The sequence below is a fragment of the Pseudomonas sp. SWRI51 genome (genome assembly GCF_014268825.1).
GTDB classification, from domain to species: domain Bacteria; phylum Pseudomonadota; class Gammaproteobacteria; order Pseudomonadales; family Pseudomonadaceae; genus Aquipseudomonas; species Aquipseudomonas farsensis.
On sequence record NZ_JABWRG010000043.1, the window covers coordinates 1 to 23,043 of the forward strand.

Annotated in this window: 18 protein-coding genes; 12 read left to right on the forward strand and 6 right to left on the reverse strand. The window is 63.1% G+C overall.

All coding sequences use genetic code 11. The features are described 5' to 3' along the window. The first annotated feature begins 189 nt into the window (after positions 1 to 189). The 7 genes from HU720_RS14070 (at position 190) to HU720_RS14100 (ending at position 10,726) form a co-directional block, all read left to right on the forward strand. Positions 190 to 798, forward strand: a complete 609-nt coding sequence (locus tag HU720_RS14070) for a YqiA/YcfP family alpha/beta fold hydrolase (RefSeq protein ID WP_186520539.1) — start codon at positions 190 to 192, stop codon at positions 796 to 798. Positions 799 to 834: 36 nt separating this feature from the next. Beyond that, entirely contained in the window at positions 835 to 2,739 is a 1,905-nt protein-coding gene (gene parE / locus HU720_RS14075; protein WP_186520540.1) for a DNA topoisomerase IV subunit B, read from the forward strand. Continuing rightward, on the forward strand, positions 2,736 to 3,722 hold the full coding sequence (locus HU720_RS14080; RefSeq protein ID WP_186520541.1) for an esterase-like activity of phytase family protein: 987 nt from the start codon (positions 2,736 to 2,738) through the stop codon (positions 3,720 to 3,722). The genes parE and HU720_RS14080 overlap by 4 nt, the downstream gene beginning before the upstream one ends. Then, positions 3,719 to 4,237: a TIGR02281 family clan AA aspartic protease gene (locus tag HU720_RS14085; RefSeq protein ID WP_186520542.1), complete on the forward strand. Its 519-nt coding sequence runs from the start codon at positions 3,719 to 3,721 to the stop codon at positions 4,235 to 4,237. The genes HU720_RS14080 and HU720_RS14085 overlap by 4 nt, the downstream gene beginning before the upstream one ends. Positions 4,238 to 4,247: 10 nt before the next feature. Further along, on the forward strand, positions 4,248 to 6,506 hold the full coding sequence (gene parC / locus HU720_RS14090) for a DNA topoisomerase IV subunit A (protein WP_186520543.1): 2,259 nt from the start codon (positions 4,248 to 4,250) through the stop codon (positions 6,504 to 6,506). Positions 6,507 to 6,681: 175 nt separating this feature from the next. Then, a complete protein-coding gene (locus HU720_RS14095; protein WP_186520544.1) occupies positions 6,682 to 7,392 on the forward strand; it encodes an ABC-type transport auxiliary lipoprotein family protein in 711 nt (236 codons plus the stop codon). A 70-nt stretch (positions 7,393 to 7,462) separates the two neighbouring features. Continuing rightward, positions 7,463 to 10,726: a DUF6543 domain-containing protein gene (locus HU720_RS14100; RefSeq protein ID WP_186520545.1), complete on the forward strand. Its 3,264-nt coding sequence runs from the start codon at positions 7,463 to 7,465 to the stop codon at positions 10,724 to 10,726. 39 nt (positions 10,727 to 10,765) lie between these two features. On the opposite strand, the gene HU720_RS14105 is transcribed toward HU720_RS14100, so the two are convergent. Continuing rightward, a complete protein-coding gene (locus tag HU720_RS14105) occupies positions 10,766 to 12,220 on the reverse strand; it encodes a histidine kinase (RefSeq protein WP_186520546.1) in 1,455 nt (484 codons plus the stop codon). 136 nt (positions 12,221 to 12,356) lie between these two features. On the opposite strand from HU720_RS14105, the gene serB reads away from it, so the two are divergent. After that, a complete protein-coding gene (gene serB / locus HU720_RS14110) occupies positions 12,357 to 13,571 on the forward strand; it encodes a phosphoserine phosphatase SerB (RefSeq protein ID WP_186520547.1) in 1,215 nt (404 codons plus the stop codon). Positions 13,572 to 13,804: 233 nt separating this feature from the next. On the opposite strand, the gene asd is transcribed toward serB, so the two are convergent. The 3 genes from asd to HU720_RS14125 are packed head-to-tail and all read right to left on the reverse strand — an operon-like array spanning position 13,805 to position 17,067. Next, complete coding sequence (gene asd / locus HU720_RS14115; RefSeq protein ID WP_186520548.1) at positions 13,805 to 14,668, reverse strand: archaetidylserine decarboxylase; 864 nt, start codon at positions 14,666 to 14,668, stop codon at positions 13,805 to 13,807. Between the two features lie 9 nt (positions 14,669 to 14,677). Next, on the reverse strand, positions 14,678 to 15,487 hold the full coding sequence (locus HU720_RS14120) for a rhodanese-like domain-containing protein (protein ID WP_186520549.1): 810 nt from the start codon (positions 15,485 to 15,487) through the stop codon (positions 14,678 to 14,680). A 44-nt stretch (positions 15,488 to 15,531) separates the two neighbouring features. Further along, complete coding sequence (locus HU720_RS14125) at positions 15,532 to 17,067, reverse strand: HDOD domain-containing protein (protein WP_186520550.1); 1,536 nt, start codon at positions 17,065 to 17,067, stop codon at positions 15,532 to 15,534. A 130-nt stretch (positions 17,068 to 17,197) separates the two neighbouring features. On the opposite strand from HU720_RS14125, the gene motA reads away from it, so the two are divergent. After that, on the forward strand, positions 17,198 to 18,049 hold the full coding sequence (gene motA, locus HU720_RS14130; RefSeq protein WP_186520551.1) for a flagellar motor stator protein MotA: 852 nt from the start codon (positions 17,198 to 17,200) through the stop codon (positions 18,047 to 18,049). A gap of 3 nt (positions 18,050 to 18,052) precedes the next feature. Next, entirely contained in the window at positions 18,053 to 19,063 is a 1,011-nt protein-coding gene (motB, locus tag HU720_RS14135) for a flagellar motor protein MotB (RefSeq protein ID WP_186520552.1), read from the forward strand. A 204-nt stretch (positions 19,064 to 19,267) separates the two neighbouring features. Here the strand turns inward: motB and rsgA are convergent, their stop codons facing one another. Further along, a complete protein-coding gene (gene rsgA, locus HU720_RS14140) occupies positions 19,268 to 20,299 on the reverse strand; it encodes a small ribosomal subunit biogenesis GTPase RsgA (RefSeq protein WP_186520553.1) in 1,032 nt (343 codons plus the stop codon). A 107-nt stretch (positions 20,300 to 20,406) separates the two neighbouring features. Between rsgA and orn the strand changes: the two genes are divergently transcribed. Both orn and HU720_RS14150 read left to right on the forward strand, forming a co-directional pair. Further along, entirely contained in the window at positions 20,407 to 20,949 is a 543-nt protein-coding gene (gene orn / locus HU720_RS14145; RefSeq protein WP_186520554.1) for an oligoribonuclease, read from the forward strand. Between the two features lie 109 nt (positions 20,950 to 21,058). Continuing rightward, complete coding sequence (locus HU720_RS14150; protein ID WP_186520555.1) at positions 21,059 to 21,670, forward strand: trimeric intracellular cation channel family protein; 612 nt, start codon at positions 21,059 to 21,061, stop codon at positions 21,668 to 21,670. Between the two features lie 308 nt (positions 21,671 to 21,978). Here the strand turns inward: HU720_RS14150 and queG are convergent, their stop codons facing one another. Beyond that, positions 21,979 to 23,043: a tRNA epoxyqueuosine(34) reductase QueG gene (gene queG / locus HU720_RS14155; protein ID WP_186520556.1), complete on the reverse strand. Its 1,065-nt coding sequence runs from the start codon at positions 23,041 to 23,043 to the stop codon at positions 21,979 to 21,981.

Genomic DNA, 23,043 nt, shown 5'->3' on the forward strand with positions numbered 1-23,043 from the left:
GGCTGCTTCGCAGCCCTTTCGCGACACAAGGCCGCTCCTACACTGACCGCGTAGACGGCATCGATATGGGGATGGGCGAGCTCTGTGGGAGATCCGCGCAGGCAGGCAGGAGTGTGTTACGAAAACCCCTCCGGTGAACCAATGCCCTTCGAACAGGCTACACTGCGCGTCTTTGCGTCCGGGGGCAGCATGTCGGGTTCCATACTGTATATCCATGGTTTGAACAGCTCGCCGCTGTCTACCAAGGCGTCGCAGCTTCAGGCCGTCATGCAGCAGCTTGGCCTGGCTGAGCGCTTGCGCGTCCCGGCGCTGCACCACCACCCGCGCCAAGCCATGCAGCAACTCGAAGCGGCCATTGCCGAGCTTGGCGCGCCGCTGCTGGTCGGCAGCTCCCTTGGCGGCTACTATGCCACCCATCTGGCCGAGCGCCACGGGCTCAAGGCCCTGTTGATCAACCCGGCGGTCGCCCCGCACCGGCTGTTCGACGGCTACCTCGGCCCCCAGCGCAACCACTACACCGACGAAACCTGGGAACTGACCCAGGACCACGTCGTGGCTCTGGCTGAGCTTGAGGTGCCGCCGCCTGCGGACCCTGCGCGCTATCAAGTGTGGTTGCAGACCGCCGACGAAACACTGGACTATCGCCACGCCGAGCGCTATTACCGGGCCTGTGCCCTGCGCATCCAGGCCGGTGGCGACCACAGCTTCCAAGGCTTCGCCGAGCAGTTGCCGGCGTTGCTGGCCTTCGCAGGTATTGCCCGTGGGCAATACGCTGCGTTGGATTTTTCCGTACTTTGAGCTTTTTTGCATTCACCAGACTGACGACGAGACCCCATGGCCAATCCCAGCGCTAGCGCCTATAACGCAGACGCCATCGAAGTCCTCTCCGGCCTCGACCCGGTTCGCAAGCGGCCGGGCATGTACACCGACACCAGCCGGCCCAACCACCTGGCCCAGGAAGTCATCGACAACAGCGTCGACGAAGCCCTGGCAGGCCACGCCCGCTCGGTGCAAGTCATCCTGCATGCCGACCACTCGCTGGAAGTCAGCGACGATGGCCGTGGCATGCCGGTGGACATCCACCCCGAAGAGGGCGTATCTGGCGTCGAGCTGATCCTGACCAAGCTGCACGCCGGCGGCAAGTTCTCCAACAAGAACTACCAGTTCTCCGGCGGCCTGCACGGCGTGGGTATTTCGGTGGTCAACGCCCTGTCCACGCAGGTGCGCGTGCGGGTCAAGCGCGACGGCAACGAATACCAGATGACCTTTGCCGATGGCTTCAAGGCCACCGAGCTGGAAGTGGTCGGCACGGTGGGCAAGCGCAACACCGGCACCAGCGTGTATTTCAGTCCCGACCCCAAGTATTTCGATTCGCCGAAGTTCTCCATCAGCCGCCTCAAGCACGTGCTCAAGGCCAAGGCGGTGCTGTGCCCGGGCCTGTCGATCAGCTTCGAAGACAAAGCCAGCGGCGAGAAGGTCGAGTGGCATTACGAAGACGGCTTGCGCTCCTACCTGGTCGACTCGGTCAGTGAGTACCTGCGCCTGCCTGACGAGCCGTTCTGCGGCAGCCTTGCCGGCAACAAGGAGGCGGTCGACTGGGCCTTGCTGTGGCTGCCCGAGGGCGGCGAGAGCATCCAGGAAAGCTACGTCAACCTGATCCCCACCGCCCAGGGCGGCACCCACGTCAACGGCCTGCGTCAGGGCCTGCTCGATGCCATGCGCGAGTTCTGCGAGTTCCGCAACCTGCTGCCGCGTGGCGTCAAGCTGGCGCCCGAGGACGTATGGGAGCGCATCAGCTTCGTGCTGTCGATGAAAATGCAGGAGCCGCAGTTCTCGGGCCAGACCAAAGAGCGCCTGTCGTCGCGTGAAGCGGCGGCGTTCGTTTCGGGCGTGGTCAAGGACGCCTTCAGCCTGTGGCTCAACGCCCACCCAGAGCTGGGCATGCAACTGGCGGAGCTGGCTATCAGCAACGCCGGCCGCCGCCTCAAGGCCAGCAAGAAAGTCGAGCGCAAACGCATTACCCAAGGCCCGGCGCTGCCTGGCAAGCTGGCCGATTGCGCAGGCCAGGACCCGATGCGCGCCGAGCTGTTCCTGGTCGAGGGTGACTCTGCCGGTGGGTCGGCCAAGCAGGCCCGGGACAAAGAGTTCCAGGCCATCCTGCCGCTGCGCGGCAAGATCCTCAACACCTGGGAAGTCGATGGCGGCGAAGTATTGGCCAGCCAGGAAGTGCACAACATCGCCGTGGCGATCGGCGTTGACCCCGGCGCCACCGACCTTGGGCAACTGCGCTACGGCAAAGTGTGCATCCTGGCGGACGCCGACTCCGACGGCCTGCACATCGCCACTTTGCTGTGCGCGCTGTTCGTCCAGCACTTCCGTTCGCTGGTCGAAGCCGGGCACGTTTACGTCGCCATGCCGCCGCTGTACCGCATCGACCTGGGCAAAGAAATCTACTACGCCCTGGACGAAGCCGAGCGTGACGGCATCCTTGACCGCCTGGTGGCCGAGAAGAAACGCGGCAAGCCGCAGGTCACCCGATTCAAGGGCCTGGGCGAAATGAACCCGCCGCAACTGCGCGAAACCACCATGGACCCGAACACTCGGCGCCTGGTGCAGCTGACCCTGGACGACGTGGCCGGCACGACCGAGATCATGGACATGCTGCTGGCAAAAAAACGCGCAGGCGATCGCAAGAACTGGCTGGAGACCAAAGGCAACCTGGCCGAGGTTCTGGTTTGATTCGTCCGCTACTGGCGGTCTGCCTGGCGCTGTTCACGTTACCGGCCCTGGCCGCTGACTGGCCAGCGCTCAAGCTGACCGCCGAGCATGCCGTTGACGGCATGCGCGGTGGCAATCTCTCGGGGCTGGCGCAGTGCCGGGGTGCGCTGTGGGCGGTGTCCGACCGTGACGATGACCGCATCTACCGGCTGGACCAGGCCGAAGCCACCTGGCGCGCCGCGCCGCTGGAGTTCATCGCGCCCATCCCGCCAGACACCGGCCTGCCGTGGGGGCTCAAGTCGCGCAGTTGGGCGGCTTCGTATATTCGCGGCGGTGAACTTGACTTTGAAGGCATCACCTGCGATCAGGCGGGCAACCTCTACATTGTCAGCGAAGCCCATGCGGCTGTGCTGCAGTTACCGGTGGAGGGTGAGCCTGACTGGTTGAAAATTGACCAATCGATGGTTCGCCAGGCGCGCGCCAGCGGCATGTTGCTCAATTTCAATGCACTGTTCGAAGGCCTGGCCATCAATCCGGCCGGTGATCGGCTGTGGCTGGCCGCCGAGCGCGAGCGCCGTGGCCTGGTGTTGGTGCAGCGCCAGCAGTCGGTCTGGACCTGCGGGCAGAGCTGTGTGCTGTTCAGCGAAGCCGGGGTCGAGATGCAGCCGGCGCAGTTTCCGGGGGCCCGTGAGCAATCGCGCGACTTTGCCGACCTGGCATTGTTCGCCGGCAAGCTGTTTACCCTGGAGCGCAATGCTTACCGCATTTGCCGGCGTGATGCCGACAGCGGTGCAATCGAGCGTTGCTGGTCGTTCGCCGCCGATGCCTTGTTGCCTTCACGGCAGTACGCCGCGCCCTACGGCCTGGCCGAGGCGTTGGTAATCGACCAGGACGGCGCCTGGATTGGTGTCGACAACAACAACGACACCCGCGCCGATGGCGAAACACGGCCCATCGTCTGGCGCTTCGCCGCGCCCGATGGCGGCTGGAGTGCCAAACCATGAGCCAGGTGCCGGGCAAGCGCGCCGGCAAGGTATTGATGATGCTCGCCTGGGCGGCGGCGATGTTCCTCGCCACGCGGTTTTTCGGGCAATGGGAAGAGCGTCAGCAAAACCCCAACAGCGTGGTGCAAAGCCAGCAGGGCGATGGCTTCATCGAGGTGCGGCTGCTGGCCAACAGCCAAGGCCACTTCGTTGCCGATGGCGCGATCAACGGGCGGGTGGTGCATTTCATGCTCGACACCGGCGCCACCGACGTGGCCATCCCCGAGGCGCTGGCCGGCGAACTGGAGCTGGCCCGCGGCGCGCCGGTCACCCTCAGTACCGCCAACGGCCGTGCCGAGGGCTATCGCACCCGCCTCGATACCTTGCAGCTGGGCGATATCCAGCTGCGCAATGTGCGCGCCGTGGTGGTGCCAGGCCTGGATGGCCGGGCCGTGCTGCTGGGCATGAGCGCACTGAAACAACTTGAATTCACCCAGCGCGGCGGCACCATGCTGCTGCGCCAGAACCTGAAATGACGAGGCCCGCATGAGCGACTCACTGGAACTCAGCCTAGACGGCGTCGAACGCCGTTCACTGGCTGACTTCACCGAACAGGCCTACCTCAACTACTCCATGTACGTGATCATGGACCGCGCGCTGCCGCACATCGGTGACGGCCTCAAGCCCGTGCAGCGCCGCATCGTCTATGCCATGAGCGAGTTGGGGCTCGATGCCGATTCCAAGCACAAGAAGTCGGCGCGTACCGTCGGCGACGTGCTGGGCAAGTTCCACCCCCACGGCGACTCGGCCTGCTATGAAGCCATGGTGCTGATGGCCCAGCCGTTCAGCTACCGCTATACCCTGGTCGACGGCCAGGGCAACTGGGGTGCGCCGGACGATCCGAAGTCATTCGCCGCCATGCGTTACACCGAGGCGCGCCTGTCGCGCTATTCCGAGGTGCTGCTCAGCGAGCTAGGTCAGGGTACTGCCGACTGGGTGCCGAACTTCGACGGCACCTTGCAGGAACCGGCTGTGCTGCCGGCGCGCCTGCCGAACATTCTGCTCAACGGCACCACCGGCATTGCCGTGGGCATGGCCACCGACGTACCGCCGCACAACCTGCGTGAAGTGGCCAGCGCCTGTGTGCGCCTGCTCGACGAGCCCAAGGCCACCCTTGAACAGTTGTGCGAGCACATTCAGGGCCCGGACTACCCGACCGAAGCGGAAATCATCACCCCGCGTGCCGATATCCTGAAAATCTACGAAACCGGCAAAGGCTCGATCCGCATGCGTGCGGTATATCGCGTCGAAGACGGCGACATCGTCGTTACCGCGCTGCCGCACCAAGTGTCCGGGGCCAAGGTGCTGGAGCAGATCGCTGCGCAGATGCAGGCCAAGAAACTGCCCATGGTCGCCGACCTGCGCGATGAGTCAGACCACGAGAACCCGTGCCGCATCGTCATCATTCCGCGCTCCAACCGCGTCGATGCCGCCGAACTGATGCAGCATCTGTTCGCCACCACCGAGCTTGAGAGCACCTACCGGGTCAACGTCAACATCATCGGCCTGGACGGGCGCCCACAGCTGAAGAACCTGCGGGCCCTGCTGCTGGAGTGGCTGGAGTTCCGTATCGGCACCGTCCGTCGTCGTTTGCAGCACCGTCTGGACAAGGTCGACCGCCGCCTGCACCTGTTGGATGGTTTGCTCACCGCGTTCCTCAACCTGGATGAAGTGATCCACATCATCCGCACCGAGGAGCACCCCAAGCAGGCGCTGATCGCCCGCTTCGAGCTGACCGAAACCCAGGCCGACTACATCCTCGAGACCCGCCTGCGCCAGTTGGCCCGTCTTGAAGAAATGAAAATCCGCGGCGAGCAGGACGAGCTGCTTAAAGAGCAGAAACGCCTGACCACCTTGCTGGGCAGCGATGCCAAGCTGCGCAAACTGGTACGCAGCGAGCTGATTGCCGACGCCGAAACCTATGGCGATGACCGCCGTTCGCCGATCGTCGCCCGCGCCGAGGCCAAGGCCCTGTCGGAAAACGAGCTGATGCCGACCGAGCCGGTGACGGTGGTGTTGTCGGAGAAGGGCTGGGTGCGCTGTGCCAAGGGCCACGACATCGACGCCACGGGGCTTTCCTATAAAGCCGGGGATGGCTTCAAGGCTGCAGCGGCGGGGCGCTCCAACCAATTTGCCGTGCTTATCGATTCAACCGGGCGCAGCTATTCGCTGGCCGCCCACAGCCTGCCTTCTGCACGTGGCCAGGGCGAGCCGTTGACCGGCCGTCTGACGCCGCCGCCGGGCGCCACTTTCGAATGCGTGCTGCTGCCTGAGGACGACGCGCTGTATGTGGTGGCCTCCGATGCCGGCTACGGTTTCGTGGTCAAGGGCGAAGATTTGCAGGCCAAGAACAAGGCCGGCAAGGGCCTGTTGAGCCTGCCCAACGGTGCCAAGGTCATGACCCCACGCCCGGTTGCGAGCCGCGAGCAGGACTGGCTGGCGGCGGTCACCACCGAAGGCCGGCTGCTGGTATTCAAGGTCGCCGACTTGCCGCAACTGGGTAAAGGCAAGGGCAACAAGATCATCGGCGTGCCGGGTGACCGAGTGGCCAGCCGTGAAGAGTTCGTCACCGATCTTGCGGTGATCAGTGAGGGATCTACCCTTGTATTGCAGGCTGGCAAGCGTACCCTGTCTCTCAAGCCTGACGATCTTGAGCACTACAAGGGTGAACGCGGCCGTCGTGGTAGCAAATTGCCCCGTGGCTTCCAGCGCGTTGATGCGTTGCTGGTGGAAAATCCGGCCTGATGCCGCAACGAGTCTGAAACGCCACTTTCGGCGCTTTTGCAGGCAGAAATGCTGGAGTCGGGCGGTCATTTCGCGGATGATAGCCCCCTCGCGGCGCCGGCGTGGCCGAGCGCCCAGATGAATTTACCTGAGTATCACTGCGGTCAGTCTTGTGACGGCCGCCTGGATGGGATGAATGAAATTTCTGCGCCTTCCATTTGCACTGCTGATGACAGGCCTGCTGGGCCTGAGCGGATGCAGCATGCATCAGCCGGTCGCGCTTTATCAGCTCGACAGCGGTGAACCCGGCCAGCCTTCACAGGCAGCGGGGATGGCAGTGGTCGTGGGCCCGGTATCGGTGGCCGACTACCTGCAACGTGAAACCTTTTTGCAACGCCAGGCCGATGGCAGCCTGACCGCAGCGACCAACGGTCGTTGGGCCGGTAGCCTTTCGTCGGATATCGACCAGTTGCTGGTGCGCCAGCTCGCCTGGCGCCTGGACAGCCAGCGCGTGGTGCTGGCACCGGCCAGCGCCGGCTTTACCCCGGATGTACAGGTGCTGCTGAGCATTACCCGCCTGGACTCGGGCAAGAATCAACCGGCAATCCTGGATGCGCAGTGGCGTGTGCTGGACCGTCGTGGCCGGGTGCGTGACAACCGCATCGTGCACCTCGAACAGCCCCACGAGGGCAGTGAGTCGGCGCAGGTTCAGGCCCAGGGCCAATTGTTGCAAAAACTCGCCGAGCAGCTCAGCGCCACGGTCAAGCCGCTGGCCAACCAGCCGGCCATTGCCGAAGAAACACCGCGCCGGCAGGCCGCGCCGGTACAGGTTAAAAAAGAGCCGGAGAAGCCAAAGATCCCCATGGCCTCGCCGATCCGCACCGATATGGAAGTCTTCCGCTTCTGACCCATGCGCCTGAAACAGCCCGCAGAGATGCGGGCTTTTTTGTGTCGATTATTCAGGCCATGAAATAGTCATGTACCGCAGCTCAAGCGGCGCGTGGCGCTACGGTTGGCGCTCACTTACCCGCCGGCGCCCGAATATGAGCTATCGACCTCGTTTCCCCCAATACCCCGCACCTAACGAGCCCTTTGCCCCCGAAGCTGCGACCCAACCGGATGCGTCCTTCGAAGTTGGGCGGCATCACTTGGTTTCATTGGTGCCCGCGGCTCCGGAACAGGATGAGGACATCCTGCTATCCATCAAACAAGGCTTTGACCGTGAGCATGTCGTGGTGCAGACGCCCCATGATTTCGCGGCGGCCCGTTTACGCGGATATCTGGACGAAAATGGGCTCAGTGATGACCCCGATAATCTGATTCTGGCCACCCTGTACCTGCATTTAGTCGATGAGCAAGAAGGGCCCTGGCGCGCTCAGCTCGCCCATTCGATGACCCTGACCCAAGCCATGATCGCCAACTGGCAGCAGGAGGGTAGCGGCAGCCTCACCGACCATCTGGGGCACCCCAAGGCGTGGCGTGCCGAAGGTTATGAGGTGTCAGAACTCGTCAAGATCGAACATGCTGACTTGGCTGACTGCGAGGCGTACGACGCCGTGTATCGGCGCACGACGCCGCAAACCTACGGCGCCGAGACCCAAGTAGGGTTGGAACCGGCAAAATTGCGCACTCATATCTGGGATGCCAAGCTGCAGGGCCACTACCTGGAATACCTGCGCCACTTCTGGAGCGAACACCGCGAGAATTATCCGCTCCTGCTCAAAGGCAACCTGGTGCGCGCAGCCCTGCTGCAGCGCGAGGAGCAGTCCCTCGATAGCGAACACGCCGCCCTGGTGCTCAAGAGCTTGATGCTCAGCCCCAAGATCAGTTGGGAAAATACCTCTTTCCGTTATTTCGCCGACAATCTGCCTTCCACCACTCGAACCCTCTCGCCGTTGAAAATCTACGGCTATGCATCCACCGATATCATGGTGTTCGCTGAACCGGGCAATGATCACCGGGTGCTGTACATACCTGGTAACTCTTCGCCATTACACGGTTTCAGTAATCTGCAGGAGCTGCGTGACTGGTTCACCCTGCAATGCCGGGATGAGCGCAAACGTGCCTCTTTGGCCAGCCACTTCAGCAGCAAGGACCGCAAGGATGGCTTCTTCTCCAGCGGCGTTGACACCGCCCTGGCCGGTTTGGCAGCGCATCCTCGGCGTCTGAACGACAGCACCGGGCATTGGACGCCGCAAAGCACTATTTCGGTGGGCGATGCCGTGTCTGGCGACCCTTTCGAACACTTCACATCGCTCCTGCAGAAGCGCCTGTTCAGCGATGCCGATTACGACATCGGAACCCAAAAAGACTACTACCTCAAACGCACTGGCTATGGGGTTGAGTTGGCTGCCAATGTGGTCGGTGCAATTGCGCTGGCGGTGCCGGCGTTGATCCCGGTCGCCGCAGCGCTTGGGGTCGGGCTGGTGGTGCTTGGGGCAGGTGAGATGGCCACGGCCCACAACCGAGAAGAGAAGGTCGAAGGCGCCGAGCGTCTGGCATTTGGGCTGCTTAATGCGATACCGCTGGCCGGTGAGCTATCGCAATTGACCACTGCCAAGGCCGGCCTGGAGGCGGCTGAGCTGGCTACAACGGAAGCTGCGCAGGCCGAGCATGCCACCCAGTTGGCAGTTGATGCGCAGCTTGAGGGGGTTGTGGGTGACGTGCCGGAGAGCTTTGAAGAGTTCAAGGTCGAGCGCCCGGTGCACGACACCTTGCAAGATGACTTGAAGGACAGGTTGAAGGCGCTGGCGATCACCCGCCCAGTGCGGGTAACGGGAGCCGGCAAGGGGACGTTCATCGACGATGGCAAGATCTATGTCAGGATTCGCCCCGAGGTTTATCGGGTGCAATGGCTGGAGCATGAGCAGCAGTTTCGGATCCGCTCGGAAGGTGAGCCAGTGGCCTGGGGGCCGTTCCTGCATGGCATGGAAGACGGCTACTGGGACCTCGACCTGCGTTACGGCCTCAGAGGAGGCACCCCTGCACCGAAGGTCATTGAACAGCTGTCTTTGCCGCCGGAGATCATGGAGGGCATAGAGTGTGCCCCCATGGTGCCAAAAGTCGAGACCAGCGTTGCGTTGGATGACCTGATCTGGAATGACAAGCTGAACGCTTACGAGGCTGACATTCTCCTGGATCCCAAGCTTTTCCCAAGGGCAAAGTCTGGAGAGACTTACCGGGCGGAGGTTATTTACGACGCCGATGCGGGGGCCTGGCTAAACGCAAGGCGAAAGGAATACATCTGGCGTGAGCTGCATGGCCCTGAGGATGCCATACGCTGGAGGAGCGGCAGCGCCAAGGACTTTGCGCGGGTTCGGCACCGCCTGCCGGGGGAAAGCTATATCAGTGATTATCGCTTCCCACACCTGCCGCAACTGCCGGTTGGCGCGGCCCCGATCGCCAACGACATCCACATGATCTGGGTGGGTGAGAGTGAGCTTGGTGTCTCGCTCAAAGCCAATATTGTCCGCAACACAAGTAAATCGCAGTTCAAGTTCATCTTGCATCTGGACTGTGACGATGCTGCTCTGCTCGCGAATCAGGCATGGTGTGAAGAAGTCGGCATCGAGGCGCGGAACTTGCGTGAGCAGCCCTATTTTCAGGCGTTCCTGGCGGATGGCAAGGGCGGTGACGCCTACACCTATTTCCGTAACCCGAATGCCACTTCGCGCAACTATGCGGCTGCGTCGGATTACCTGCGTTTGCGACTGATTGACGAGAACGGCGGCATTTACATGGATGTCGATGATGTGCTTGACGTCACGGAACCCAAACCGCTGCTGGCAGCGCCTCATGATGTACTGGTTGGGGGAAGGTACCGAATGCCGTGGAACGGCGAAGCGCGCGTTAACACTTCGCATTTTGCCAGCCATCCCAATAACCCTGTGCTCAAAAAGTTTCTATCGGAGGCTGCCGATCGGTTCAAGGCGTTGCCTGAAACCTTCACCACGGCCCCGCGGCCAGTAGAGAACGCTCTCAACACGGGGGCTGAGGCCAGGAAAGCTATGTACGACTACATGCAGGTGATCTCGGATCTGGCTGGCCCCGATGCGTTCAATAAAGGGCTGAAAGCGATGCGGCCGGACTATTTTTCCTTGATCAAGCCTTGGAGAACGTGGGTCACTTCGCAAGCGTATGATGAGTTCTACGCCAAGGCGCTCGACCACTGGTTTCCGATGCGCGTGGGTGGCCCCCTGAGCATCAAGCCGGGCAGCGCACATACCTGGATGCACACCTGAGCCAAGGCGGGGCCGCACTGCGGCCCCGCTGATCAAGGCTCAGTCGCGGCGTTCGTGCATGCGTGCCAGCTGGCGCTCCAGCATCGACGGATAGGGCTCCATCAGGCGCTCGACACAGCACGCCCCCTCGGGGCTTGCGATCGGGCGAATGCGTGCACGCTGGCGCAGCAGCACGTCATCGTTGATGCGGCGCTCCACCAGCAGCAGGTTACGGCTGTGTTGCGACAGCGCCAGGGCATCCTGGGCCGGCTCGGTGATCAGCACGTCGACCAGTTCCAGCCCTTGCAGGTCATTGGCCAGCACCAGGCCCAGTTGCAGTTGCAAGGTGATGCCACTGTCGGCTACCTCGATTTGCAGGGCATGGCCCAAGGCACGCAACAACTCACCACAGCACACGGCGTTGGTCAGGTAGTCCTCGCCGCTGTCACGGCTGTGGAACAGCACCAGTGTGCTGCCGTCGTTCAGCGTATGCACTTCGCCTTCATAGAGCGACGCCGCCTGGTCGAGGCAGTCGCGATAACGCTCCAGCAGCTCGGTCAGACGGGTGCGAGGCAGGCGCCGCAGTTGTTCCTGCGAACCCAGTTGCACGGCCAGGATGGCGCTGCTCTGCGGCTCGTCAGACTCGATGGCGACCGGTTTGGCGGGTGCGGTTTCGTCGTCCATCAGGCCGGCGAAGGCGTCGTCGTCGTGCTCATCAGCTGGCGCTACGGCCGCTTTGGCGCGCGGAGCAGTTTTGACGAGTGCCGGGGCGTCGTCGTAATCGTCGTCGTCCTCGTCCTCATCTTCGGGCTCTGGCGGCGGCGGCGGTGCCAGGCGGGCGTGCAGTTGGCGGGCCAGGTCGCCGATTTCGTCCTGGCGATCGATGGCCGGCGTATACGGATGCGGGTCGCGCAGCCAGACGCGCAACTGCAGCAGCGGGGTGGAAATGAACCGCCCCAGGCGCAGGCTCAGGGTCAATGCCAATGCCAGCAGGATGGCCGCAAGGATGCCCATGCTTTGCAGGCTGATCAGCATCGGCTGCTGAAACTGGCTCATGTCCAGGCTGATGCGCAACTGACCAGCGGTCACGTCCTGGAAGGTGATCTTGGTCTGGTAGAGGCCCTCGGCTTCGCCCAACAGGGTGTTGCGCGGGCGCTGGCCGGCCTCGGCGAGGATGCGGTTGTCGACGCTGTAGATGGCGGCGTGGGCCACCAGCGGGTTCTTCACCAGGTTGCCCAGCAGCACGTTGAGGCTGAGGATGTCGTTGGACACCAACAGCTCGGTGGCCGAGGTGGCGGTCTGCGTGGTCAGGCTCTGCCCGACGGCGTCGGCCTGCTCGTGCATGGCCTGTTTGAACTGCAAACCCATTACGCAGGCATAGATCACCAAGGCCAAGGCCACCAGGAAGATGTTATGGCTGGCAATGCGCAAAGCCAGCGGGATTCGCCGTTGGCTCAGGGCTCGATAGATCATCAGGAAGAAGTTTTCGTTTTTGACTGGCGTGGGCCGGTTCACAGAGCGCGGCTCTTTATGGCGAGAAAGTTGCTGCGCAGTATAGCGACCGGAGTTTTGTCGGCAAAGTATCGATGGCGCCCGTCTGGCACTGAAAGTGAGTAGAATGCGCATTTTTCATCGAAGTCGGAGCCCGGTCTTGCGCGAAATCGTCCTGATCAACATCACTGGTGAAGACCGTCCGGGTCTGACCGCTGCCATCACCGGCGTCCTGCTCCAGGGCGGTGTGAACATTCTCGACATCGGCCTTGCGGTCATGCACGGCACGTTGTCGTTCGGCATTCTGGTCGACATCCCCGACAACGAAGTGGCCACGGCGCTGTTGCACAGCGTGCAATCCAAGGCCCACGAACTCAATTTGCAGGCCCGCTACACGCCGGTTTCCGAGGCTGACTACCAGCATTGGGCCGACAGCCAGGGCGATGCGCGCCAGGTCGTTACCCTGCTGAGCCGCAAGATCACCCCCGAGCAACTGCAGCGGGTGAGTGCGGTGATCAGCCAGTACGGCCTGACCATCGAGCGCATCGAGCGCCTTTCGGCGCGTGTACTGCTGGATGCCGAGCAGGACAAGAGCAAGGCCGCGCTGGAAATTTCCGTGCGCGGCGAGCCGAGCGATGCCCAGGCCCTGCGCGCGGCGTTCTTTGCGCTGTCCGATGAGCTGAACATCGACATTGCCTTCCAGCGCGACGACCTGTTCCGCCGCAACCGCCGTCTGGCGGTGTTCGACATGGACTCGACGCTGATCGAGGCTGAAGTGATCGACGAGCTGGCCAAGGCAGCCGGTGTTGGCGAGCAAGTTGCGGCCATCACCGAGCGGGCGATGCGCGGCGAGCTGGATTTCCGTGCCAGCTTCAAGGAACGCATGGCGCTGCTCAAAGGCCTGGACGTCGGCGTGCTGGACCAGATTGGCGCTTCGCTGCGCCTGACCGAAGGTGCCGAGCACCTGTTCGCCGAGCTCAAGCGCCTGGGTTACAAGACGGCAATCCTGTCCGGCGGCTTTACCTACTTTGCCAAGCAGGTGCAGGCGCGCCTGGGTATCGACTATGTGTTCGCCAACGAGCTCGAAGTGGTCGATGGCAAGGTGACGGGCGTTGCGGTCGAGCCAATTGTCGACGCCCAGCGCAAGGCCGAGCTGCTGCAGCAGTTGGCTAGCCAGGAAGGTTTGCAGTTGGAGCAGACCATTGCCGTAGGCGATGGCGCCAACGATTTGCCGATGCTGGCGCTGGCCGGGCTGGGCGTGGCCTTCCGTGCCAAGCCGCTGGTGCGCCAGTCGGCCAGGCAGGCGATTTCGACCTTGGGCCTGGATGGTGTGCTGTATCTGCTGGGCGTGCGTGACCGCGAAGCCCGCGGTTGAGCTGAAACAGCGGGGCTGCTGTGCAGCCCTTTCGCGGCACAAGGCCGCTCCTACAGGGTGCATGAACGCTGCTTTGGGGGTAGATTCCCTGGTTTGTACCACCCTGTCCTGGCCTGCACATGACTGTGCCCCCCAAAACCCGGCGTGGGAGCGGGCTTGCCCCGCGATGGGCCGCAAAGCGGCCCCAATAAAAAAGGCCCTGCATACGCAGGGCCTTTTTTATAGCGCGGCAATCAGGCCTGTGCAGGCACTGCCAGCAACTCACCCATGCGAACAGCCGACGCTGCGCCCAGGTTCTGCGCCCACTTCACCTGCTCTGGTCCGAACAGCACGATCGCGGTAGAACCCAGCTTGAAGCGCCCCAGTTCAGCGCCTTTTTCCAGGTGGATAGGCGCACGGCTGGCGTCGTCGTAGCGGAAGGTCTTCAGCTCACGCTTGGGGGGCGTGACCAGGCCAGCCCAGACGGTCTCGATGGAGGCGACGATCATCGCGCCGACCAGCACCACAGCCATTGGCCCGCGCTCGGTATCGAACAGGCATACCACACGCTCGTTGCGGGCGAACAGCTCCGGCACGTTTTCGGCAGTAGTCTGGTTGACCGAGAACAGCCGGCCCGGCACATAGACCATTTCGCGCAGGGTGCCTGCCAGCGGCATGTGTACGCGGTGGTAGTCTTTCGGCGACAGGTAGATGGTCGCGAACTCGCCGCCCATGAACGGCGCTGCCAGCGCCGGGTCGCCGCCGAGCAGCTCCAGCGCGCTGAAGCTATGGCCTTTGGCCTGGAAAATACGGCCGTGCTCGATAGGGCCCAGCTGGCTTACCGCGCCGTCTGCGGGGCAAACAATAGCGCCCGGGGTTTCGTCCAGCGGGCGTGCGCCTGGTTTGAGGGCGCGAGTAAAGAAGGCGTTGAAGTGCTCGTAGGCGCTTAGGTCTTCGACCAGTGCCTCGGACATGTTGACCTGGTAGCGCTTGGCGAACCAGGCCGTAAAGGCATTCTTGAACCAGCGCGCGCGGCACTCGGCAACGCAGCCGGCCAACCGCGACAGCAGGTGGTGCGGCAACAGGTGCTGGCTGATGATGAACAGACGGGATTTCATGCGGGTTCCTTAAACTTCTACAGGCGTGTCCGGGTGGTTGCCCCATTCGCTCCACGAACCGGCATAGGCCTTGATACGTGGGTAGCCGAGGGCTTTGGCCACCAGGTAGGTGAAGCCGGAGCGGCGGTGGGTCTGGCAATGGGTGATCACCTCTTTGTCAGGGGTGATGCCCAGTTGTTCGAGCACTTGGGCGATGTCCTTGCGGATGCGCAGGTGGTCGTTGAGGTCCATGCCGGCGGTCCATTCGAAATTGATCGCGCCGGGGATGTGCCCGCCTTTGGCGGCAAGCACCTTCTCGCCGTTGAATTCCTGTGGGCCGCGGGCATCCCAGATGACCAGGTCATCGGCGCCCAGGCGGCTTTGCAGGTATTCACGGGTGGCAGTTGGCTCGCTGTGGAGCTGCAAGCGCACGGGAGTATTGCCAGGCGCAGGCACGTCGGTGGACAACAGGTCGGCAGGCCAGGCCTGAATACCGCCGTTCAGGTAGTGGTAGCGGGTGTGGCCGATGACATCGAGCAGCCAGATGAAGCGCCCGGCCCAACCGCCGCCTTCGTCGTCGTACACCACATAGACGGCATCGTCACGGTGGCCGAGTTCGCTGAACAGTTTTTCAAGGTCAGCCTGGGCCGGCAGCAGGCCCGGGGCTGGCGGCTGGCCGAGTTGCGTGCGCTTGCCTTCGACAAAGCGCGCCCCGGGGATATGCCCGCTGACATAGCGGTTGGCGCTGCTCAGGTCGACCAGAATCAGCTGCTGCGAGCCAAGGCGCGGTAGCAGCTCAGCCGCTTCGATCACCAGGGGCAAGCCGGAAAAGTCAGTCATCCACGGTCTCCGGGGTGCAAAGAGAGGCGATTGTAGCGCAAGGCTCACGCATTGCGACTGGCAAACACTGCCAGGGCACGCTCGATGCATTGCGCGGTTTTACCAAACGCCTGCACACCGACATCGGCCAGCGGTTTGCCGCCTTGGTCGGCCACTGCCAGCATCAGCACCTGGTTGTTCACTGCCAGCGAGCGCAACAGCAGGTGCTCGCCACGGAAGAACGCGCGCAGCGGCGCCGGCAGCAAGGCCGAGAATTGCGCGTGGTTGTCTGGGGTCAGGCGCAGCTGGCCGGCCTGGGCCATGAGCTTTTTCAGCAGTTTGTTCTGGCCCACCGGCAACGCCATGGTGCTGGCCTCGGCAGGCAGCCCGGCGATTTGCTGCACGCGCAGGTAGTCGCAGGCCTTGTCCAGGCTCAGCAGCATCACCCGCTCCATGCCGCATGCTTGCAGCGCTTCGCGGGCATGGCTGGCCAGGTGCACGGTGTTGCTGAACGACGTCGGCTGGCTCAGCAGCTCTTGGCACAGCGCGCGCCAGCGGGCGAGGTCTTCGGTTTTGGGCGGTGGCGGGGTGAGCATGTCCGGGTGCGGGCGGCGCTGGTGCCAGGGCCAGATCAACGCCTCGGCCGGGTGGAACAGCGCGTGGCGGGCATGATGGCGGGCACTGGCGGCGGCCTGCTGGTGAACCTGCTGCTGGACGTCGTCCAGCGAGGTCTGCAGGTACAGCGCGGTCAGCAACTGCCAGCGCAGCAGGTGCGGGTTGTCCCAGCCCACCTGGGCGGCCAGCGCCAGGCCGTTGGCCAGCAGCACGGTGTTGGGCGGCTGGTTGAACCAGCGCCGCAGCGCCGGCTCTTCGTCAAGGCGGTGCTGCTGCACCAGCGGGTCGGGCTCACGGGCGATGTTCAGCACCTGGGCCAGCAATTCGCGTTCTTCGAGCAGCAGGTGGTAGCCCTGGGTCACCCAGCCCGGCAGCCGCCAGTGCTCGGCAACGGCTTGGCACAGCGGCATCAGGCGTACGCCGAACAGCTCGTGCTCGACCTCGGCAGCATCCTCGCTCTTGTGGATAACCCGCAGCTCCCACGCATCGAGCAGCTTGGGGTAGGCCAGGGCCATGGCCCACATCGGTGACAAAAACAGCAGGCTGCCCCAATGGATGTCTTGCCACAGGCGCGCCAGGCGCGCACCGAACAAGCCGTTGGCCTGCTGGGTGGCATGCTGGCTGATCAACAGAAACTGGCGCAGCACGGGCGGGATGTCATCGCCGGGCACCGCCGGCAGGCGGGCCAACAGCTCGCTGGCGCGGCTCAGGCCCAGGCGGGTGAGTGCCACTTCGAGGCTTTCGGCGGGCGCGGCCTGGCTGGCGTTGGCCGGGTGATTGGCCTCGCGCATCACGCACAGCGCCAGGGCCGGGCTGTCCTGCATCAGGTCGGCGATCTCGCGCATCGACCGGCGGCTGTCGTTGATTGCCTGCAGGACGCGGTCATGGCTCTCTTTGGGGATGGGTATGCGCACCCCGTCGAGCAGCTTTACCCAAGCCTCAAGACTTGAAGGGACGCGAGTTGGTACCTTGGTTTCAATTGGCATTTTGACATCAGTCCGAACTGGCTTTTCGCTTGGAGTGGCTATAGTCTGGCGCAGTTCTGCCGATAAGTAGAAGAAGAGTTTTAAAGCTCCCGTCCCCGACCCTGACCACGACAGCAAGTGCTTTGAACCTATGGCTAAGATTATCGGCATCATCGTCGTATTCGCGAGCGTGCTCGGCGGGTACGTGCTTTCCCACGGCAAGATCGCTGCACTGATTCAGCCATTTGAAGTGCTGATCATCGGTGGCGCGGCGCTTGGCGCGTTCCTCCAGGCCAACCCTGGTTGGATGACCATGCACGTGCTCAAGAAGTCGCTGAAGATGTTCGGCAGCCGCTTCACCCACACCTTCTACCTTGAGGTGCTGGGCCTGGTGTACGAAATTCTCAACAAGAGTCGCCGCGAGGGCATGATGGCCATCGAGGGCGACATCGAAGACGCCTCGTCCAGCCCGATCTTCGCCAAGTACCCAGCGGTACTGGGCGATGAGCGCATGACCGCGTATATCTGCGACTACCTGCGCATCATGTCCACCGGCAACATGGCGCCCCACGAGCTCGAAGGCCTGTTCGACATGGAACTGCTGAGCCTGAAGGAAGAGCTCGAGCACCCATCCCATGCGGTCAACGGCATCGCCGACGGCATGCCCGGCTTCGGTATCGTCGCGGCAGTACTGGGTATCGTGGTGACCATGGCTTCGCTGGGTGACGGCGATCAGGCGTCCATCGGGCTGCACGTCGGTGCGGCGTTGGTGGGTACCTTCTTCGGTATTCTGGCGGCCTATGGCTTCTTCGGCCCGCTGGCCAAGTGCCTGGAGCACGATGCCAAGGAAGAAGTGAACCTGTACGAATCGATCAAGGCGTCGCTGGTGGCTTCGGCCTCGGGCATGCCGCCGTCGCTGGCCGTGGAATTCGGGCGCAAGGTGCTGTACCCCAAGCACCGTCCGAGCTTTGCCGAGCTGGAACAAGCAGTTCGCGGTCGCTGAGTCATGGAAAACAACCAGCCGATAATCATCAAGCGCGTCAAGCGCTTCGGTGGCGGGCACCATGGCGGTGCCTGGAAAATCGCCTTCGCCGACTTCGCGACGGCGATGATGGCGTTTTTCCTTGTACTGTGGCTGCTGTCGACCGCCACCCCCGAGCAGAAGCTGGCCATCGCCGGCTACTTCAAGGACCCGATCGGCTTCTCCGAAAGCGGCACGCCCTACATCATCGACCTGGGCGGTACGCCGGAGCTGGCACCCGAAAAGACCATCAACCCGGAAGTCAAATCCGAACCTACCCCTGACACCAGCCTGCAGCTGGACAAGGACAAGGTCGAGACCCTGGCCGAGCAGGTTGAGCGCGAGCGCCTCGAACTGCTGTTGCAAGAGCTGCAGAACAAGGTCGAAGAGAACCCGCAACTGCAGAAGTTCAAGGACCAGATCCTGTTCGAGATTACCCAGGACGGCCTGCGCATCCAGATCATGGATGCCGAGAACCGGCCGATGTTCGACATCGGCAGCGCGCGACTGCAGCCGTATTTCGAAGACATTTTGCTGGCCATGGCCGACACCATCAAGGCGGTGCCGAACAAGATCAGTGTCAGTGGCCACACCGATGCCAAGCCGTTTGCCGGGATGGGTGATTTCGGCAACTGGGAATTGTCGGCCAACCGCGCCAACGCTGCGCGCCGCGCCCTGGTGGCCGGTGGCTACCCGGACGGGCAGGTGGCGCGGGTGGTGGGGTATGCGTCGTCGTCGCTGTTTGACCGCAAGAACCCGTTCAACCCGGTCAACCGCCGTATCGATATCATCGTGCTGACCAAAAAGGCCCAGCGCGACATCGAAGGCGAGCAGGGTACGCCAGAGGCTCCGTCCGCTACACCGCCGGCGGGTGCTACACCTGGCGCGGCGACACCTGGCGATGCCGGTGCACCGATGCAGCCGCGTGAGCTTCGGCAGAAGCTGAACATCTTCGAAGATGGTGTGTTGAAGATGGACGATGCCAAAGAGCAGTAACTGAGAAGGGCCGCTGATGCGGTGATGCTGTTCACTCGGGGCTGCCGTGCAGCCCATCGCGACACAAGGCCGCTCCTGCCTGGGACTACGGTCTTCTGTAGGAGCGGCCTTGTGCCGCGATGGGCCGCAAAGCGGCCCCGGCGATCTCAAGTGAGCAGTATTACGCTGATGCGGCCCTTTTCATGACCGCTCCAACGACAACGGCTAGTAGCTATCCTGCGGCAGGCTGGCGATGATCGAGCGGTAGCTGTTCATGCGCTGCTGGGTTACCCGGCCTTCTTCAAGGCCCTTGAGCAGTGCGCAGCCAGGTTCGCGGTCGTGCTTGCAGTCGCGGAAGCGGCAGTTGCCGATCAGCTCGCGGAACTCGATGAAGCCGTCCTCGACGTCATCACGGCTGACATGCCCCAGGCCGAACTCGCGGATACCCGGTGAGTCGATCAGGTCGCCGCCGTTGGGGAAGTGATACAGCCGCGCGGTGGTGGTGGTGTGGGTACCCTGGCCCGACCATTCCGACAAGTCGCCAACGCGGGTGCCGGCGTCCGGCAGCAGGCTGTTGACCAGCGACGACTTGCCCACCCCCGACTGCCCTACGAACACGCTGATGTGCCCATCGAGCGCCTGCTGCAGGCGTTGCATGCCGTCACCGTGGTGCGCCGACACTTCCAGCAGCGGGTAGCCGAGGCCGCGGTACACCTCAAGCATGGCGTTGAGCACTGGCGCGTTGTCGTCGTTGATCAGGTCGGCCTTGTTCAGCAGCAGCAGCGGGCGAATGCCGGCGTGCTCGGCGGCTACCAGGTAGCGGTCGATCAGGTTGGGGTGCGGCTCGGGCGCCGGAGCGAAGACGATGACGATCAAGTCAACGTTGGAGGCGACCGGTTTGAGCTGCCCATGGTTGTTTGGCCGGCACAGCTCGGTGGTGCGTGGCATCTGCGCCACGATCACGCCGATACCCTGGTTGCCGGCACGCCACACCACGCGGTCGCCTGTGACCAATGCAGGGAGGTTGGCCCGCAGGTGGCAGCGGAATACCTGGCCGGCGACGTCGCCGTCCTGTGCTTCGACTTCTACCTGAACGCCAAAGTGGGCGATGACCAGGCCCAACTGCTCAGGCCCCAGATCGCCGCCTTCAAGCTCCTGCAGCGCGTGCTGCTCGCGTTTGGCGGCGCGGGCGGCGCGTTCACCTTGGATCTTTTCGATGCGCCAGTTCTGGCGGCGGTTGAGCTGGCGTTTGGCCATGAAGGTTCCGTGTCGGCATGCAATAGGAAAACGGTTCGCAGTCTAGCACGGTGCGCCCATCGCCAGCCGCGCTAGGCTACTATGGCGGCCTATCCGAGGAGCCCTTCATGCAAAACCCACAGAACCTGATCTGGATCGATCTGGAAATGACCGGTCTGGACCCTGATCACGATGTCATCATCGAGATGGCTACCATCGTCACCGACAGCCAACTGAACACCTTGGCCGAAGGCCCGGTGATCGCCATCCATCACAGCGACGAAGTGCTGGCGCTCATGGATGAGTGGAATACCCGCACCCACGGCAACTCGGGCCTGACCCAGCGTGTGCGCGAGAGCAAGGTCAGCATGGCCGAGGCCGAGGCGCAGACCATCGCATTCCTTGAGCAGTGGGTGCCCAAAGGCAAGTCGCCGATCTGCGGCAACAGCATCTGCCAGGACCGTCGCTTCCTTTATCGCCACATGCGTGCGCTGGAAAACTACTTCCACTACCGCAACCTGGACGTTTCGACCCTCAAGGAGCTCGCCGCGCGCTGGGCGCCAGAGGTGCGTGACAGCTTCCAGAAGGGCGGCACCCACCTGGCCCTGGACGACATTCGCGAGTCGATCGCAGAACTGCGCCACTACCGCGAGCACTTCATCAAGGTGTAAGCCGCAAGCCGCAGCGGGTCGGCAGCGTCCTTGGGGCCGGGTGATGTTACCGGGCCATGGGCTTTTGCCTACAGCTTGCAGCTTTTCATTTCTTTTCTGGGCTCGAAACATGTTGTTGATGCTTTACCTCATCGCCATCACTGCTGAGGCGATGACCGGCGCGCTGTCTGCGGGGCGCCGTGGCATGGACTGGTTTGGTGTGGTGCTGATCGCCTGTGTGACCGCGCTAGGCGGCGGCTCGGTGCGTGATGTGCTGCTGGGCCATTACCCGCTGACCTGGGTCAAACACCCCGAATACCTGGTGCTGACCAGCCTGGCGGCGCTGTTGACTATTTTCATCGCGCCCTTGATGCGCCACTTGCGCTCGCTGTTTCTGGTGCTCGATGCGCTAGGGCTGGTGGCCTTCACCCTGATCGGCTGCATGACCGCGCTGGAAATGGGGCAGGGCATGCTGGTGGCCTCGATCAGCGGGGTGATCACAGGTGTGTTCGGCGGCATCCTGCGGGATATCTTCTGCAACGATATTCCGCTGGTGTTCCGCCGTGAGCTGTATGCCAGTGTGTCGTTTGCGGCGGCTTGGTTCTACCTGGGCTGCGTGTACTTCAAGGTGCCAGCGGAGCAGGCCATGCTGCTGACCCTGTTTGGTGGTTTTCTGGTGCGTTTGTTGGCAATTCGCTTTCATTGGGAAATGCCCAAGTTCCACTACAACGACCAGCAGTGACATCGCCGGGGCTGCGCTGCAGCCCATCGCAGGCTAGCGCCAGCTCCCACAGGAATTGAGCCAGACACCCATGTTGCAGCTGGCGCGGTCACTGTGGGAGATCACCCAGCCCTTCCGGGCTGCGCTGTCGCGCAGAGAACTGGGCACCGTGGGAGCGGGCTTGACCCGCGATACCGGCGTAGCCGGTGCCATCCATCGCGGTGGTTCGGCATTCCGAGCAAGCCCGCTCCCACGTTTCCATTAAAATCAGTTAGTTAGCGTTTGTTCTATGGGAGCTGGCGCCAGCCTGCGATGAGGCCGTAACAGGCTCAAGCAACCCCGTGCTGGGCCAGCGCCCACTGCACATGCTCGCGCACCAGCTCCGACGGGTCGTCCTGGCGCGCCTTCAGTGCTTCGATCACCGGTATGGTCGATGGCGCATTGCCCAGCCCGACCGCAAGGTTGCGCGAAAACCGTTCGTAGCCAGCGCGGCGTAACGGTGAACCCTCGGTACGTGCCAGAAAACGCTTTTCATCCCAGCCGAACAACTCGGCCAGCTCGATGTTGTCCAGCCCACGGCGGGGCATGAAGTCATCTTCGGTGGTGGTCTTGGCGAAGCGGTTCCACGGGCATACCAGCTGGCAGTCGTCACAGCCGAACACGCGGTTGCCGATCAGTGGGCGCAATTCCACCGGGATGGCGTGGCGCAGCTCGATGGTCAGGTACGAGATGCAGCGCCGCGCATCGAGCTGGTAAGGGCCGACGAAGGCCTGGGTTGGGCAGATATCCAGGCAGGCCTGGCAGCGGCCGCAGTGGTCGCTGCCCTGGACGCCGTCAATCGGCAGCGGCAGGTCGACAAACAGCTCGGCCAGGAAGAAGTAACTGCCGGCCTTGCGGTTGAGCAGCAGGGTATTCTTGCCGATCCAGCCCAGCCCGGCTTCCTGCGCCAGGGCCTTTTCCAGCACCGGGGCGCTATCGACGAAGGCGCGGTAGCCGAATGGGCCAATGGCCTGCTGAATGCGGTCAGCAAAGTGCTGCACCCGTTTGCGCACCAGCTTGTGGTAATCGCGGCCCAGCGCGTAGCGGGCGATATAGGCTTTTTCCGGCTCGGCCAGGCGCTTGGCCATCTCGGTGTCGCCGGGCAGGTAGTCCATGCGCAGCGAAATCACCCGTACGGTGCCCGGTATCAACTGGTCGGGGTGCGAGCGCTTGCTGCCGTGCTCGCCCATGTACTCCATCTCGCCGTTATACCCGGCCTCGAGCCAGCGCTGCAGGTGCTGTTCATGTTCGCCAAGGTCGACCCCGGCGATGCCGACATGGGCAAAACCGAGTTCCTGGCCCCAATCCTTGATCGATTGGGCCAGCGCGGCGGGGTCTGGATGAGTCACGGACAT

Coding starts and splice junctions, on each gene's coding strand:
- orn (WP_186520554.1), top strand. CDS start 20,407: ATGCAAAACCCACAGAACCTGATCTGGATCGATCTGGAAATGACCGGT.
- HU720_RS14125 (WP_186520550.1), bottom strand. CDS start 17,067: ATGCCAATTGAAACCAAGGTACCAACTCGCGTCCCTTCAAGTCTTGAG.
- HU720_RS14095 (WP_186520544.1), top strand. CDS start 6,682: ATGAAATTTCTGCGCCTTCCATTTGCACTGCTGATGACAGGCCTGCTG.
- HU720_RS14100 (WP_186520545.1), top strand. CDS start 7,463: ATGTACCGCAGCTCAAGCGGCGCGTGGCGCTACGGTTGGCGCTCACTT.
- motA (WP_186520551.1), top strand. CDS start 17,198: ATGGCTAAGATTATCGGCATCATCGTCGTATTCGCGAGCGTGCTCGGC.
- motB (WP_186520552.1), top strand. CDS start 18,053: ATGGAAAACAACCAGCCGATAATCATCAAGCGCGTCAAGCGCTTCGGT.
- parC (WP_186520543.1), top strand. CDS start 4,248: ATGAGCGACTCACTGGAACTCAGCCTAGACGGCGTCGAACGCCGTTCA.
- queG (WP_186520556.1), bottom strand. CDS start 23,043: ATGTCCGTGACTCATCCAGACCCCGCCGCGCTGGCCCAATCGATCAAG.
- HU720_RS14070 (WP_186520539.1), top strand. CDS start 190: ATGTCGGGTTCCATACTGTATATCCATGGTTTGAACAGCTCGCCGCTG.
- rsgA (WP_186520553.1), bottom strand. CDS start 20,299: ATGGCCAAACGCCAGCTCAACCGCCGCCAGAACTGGCGCATCGAAAAG.
- HU720_RS14120 (WP_186520549.1), bottom strand. CDS start 15,487: ATGACTGACTTTTCCGGCTTGCCCCTGGTGATCGAAGCGGCTGAGCTG.
- HU720_RS14085 (WP_186520542.1), top strand. CDS start 3,719: ATGAGCCAGGTGCCGGGCAAGCGCGCCGGCAAGGTATTGATGATGCTC.
- parE (WP_186520540.1), top strand. CDS start 835: ATGGCCAATCCCAGCGCTAGCGCCTATAACGCAGACGCCATCGAAGTC.
- asd (WP_186520548.1), bottom strand. CDS start 14,668: ATGAAATCCCGTCTGTTCATCATCAGCCAGCACCTGTTGCCGCACCAC.
- HU720_RS14150 (WP_186520555.1), top strand. CDS start 21,059: ATGTTGTTGATGCTTTACCTCATCGCCATCACTGCTGAGGCGATGACC.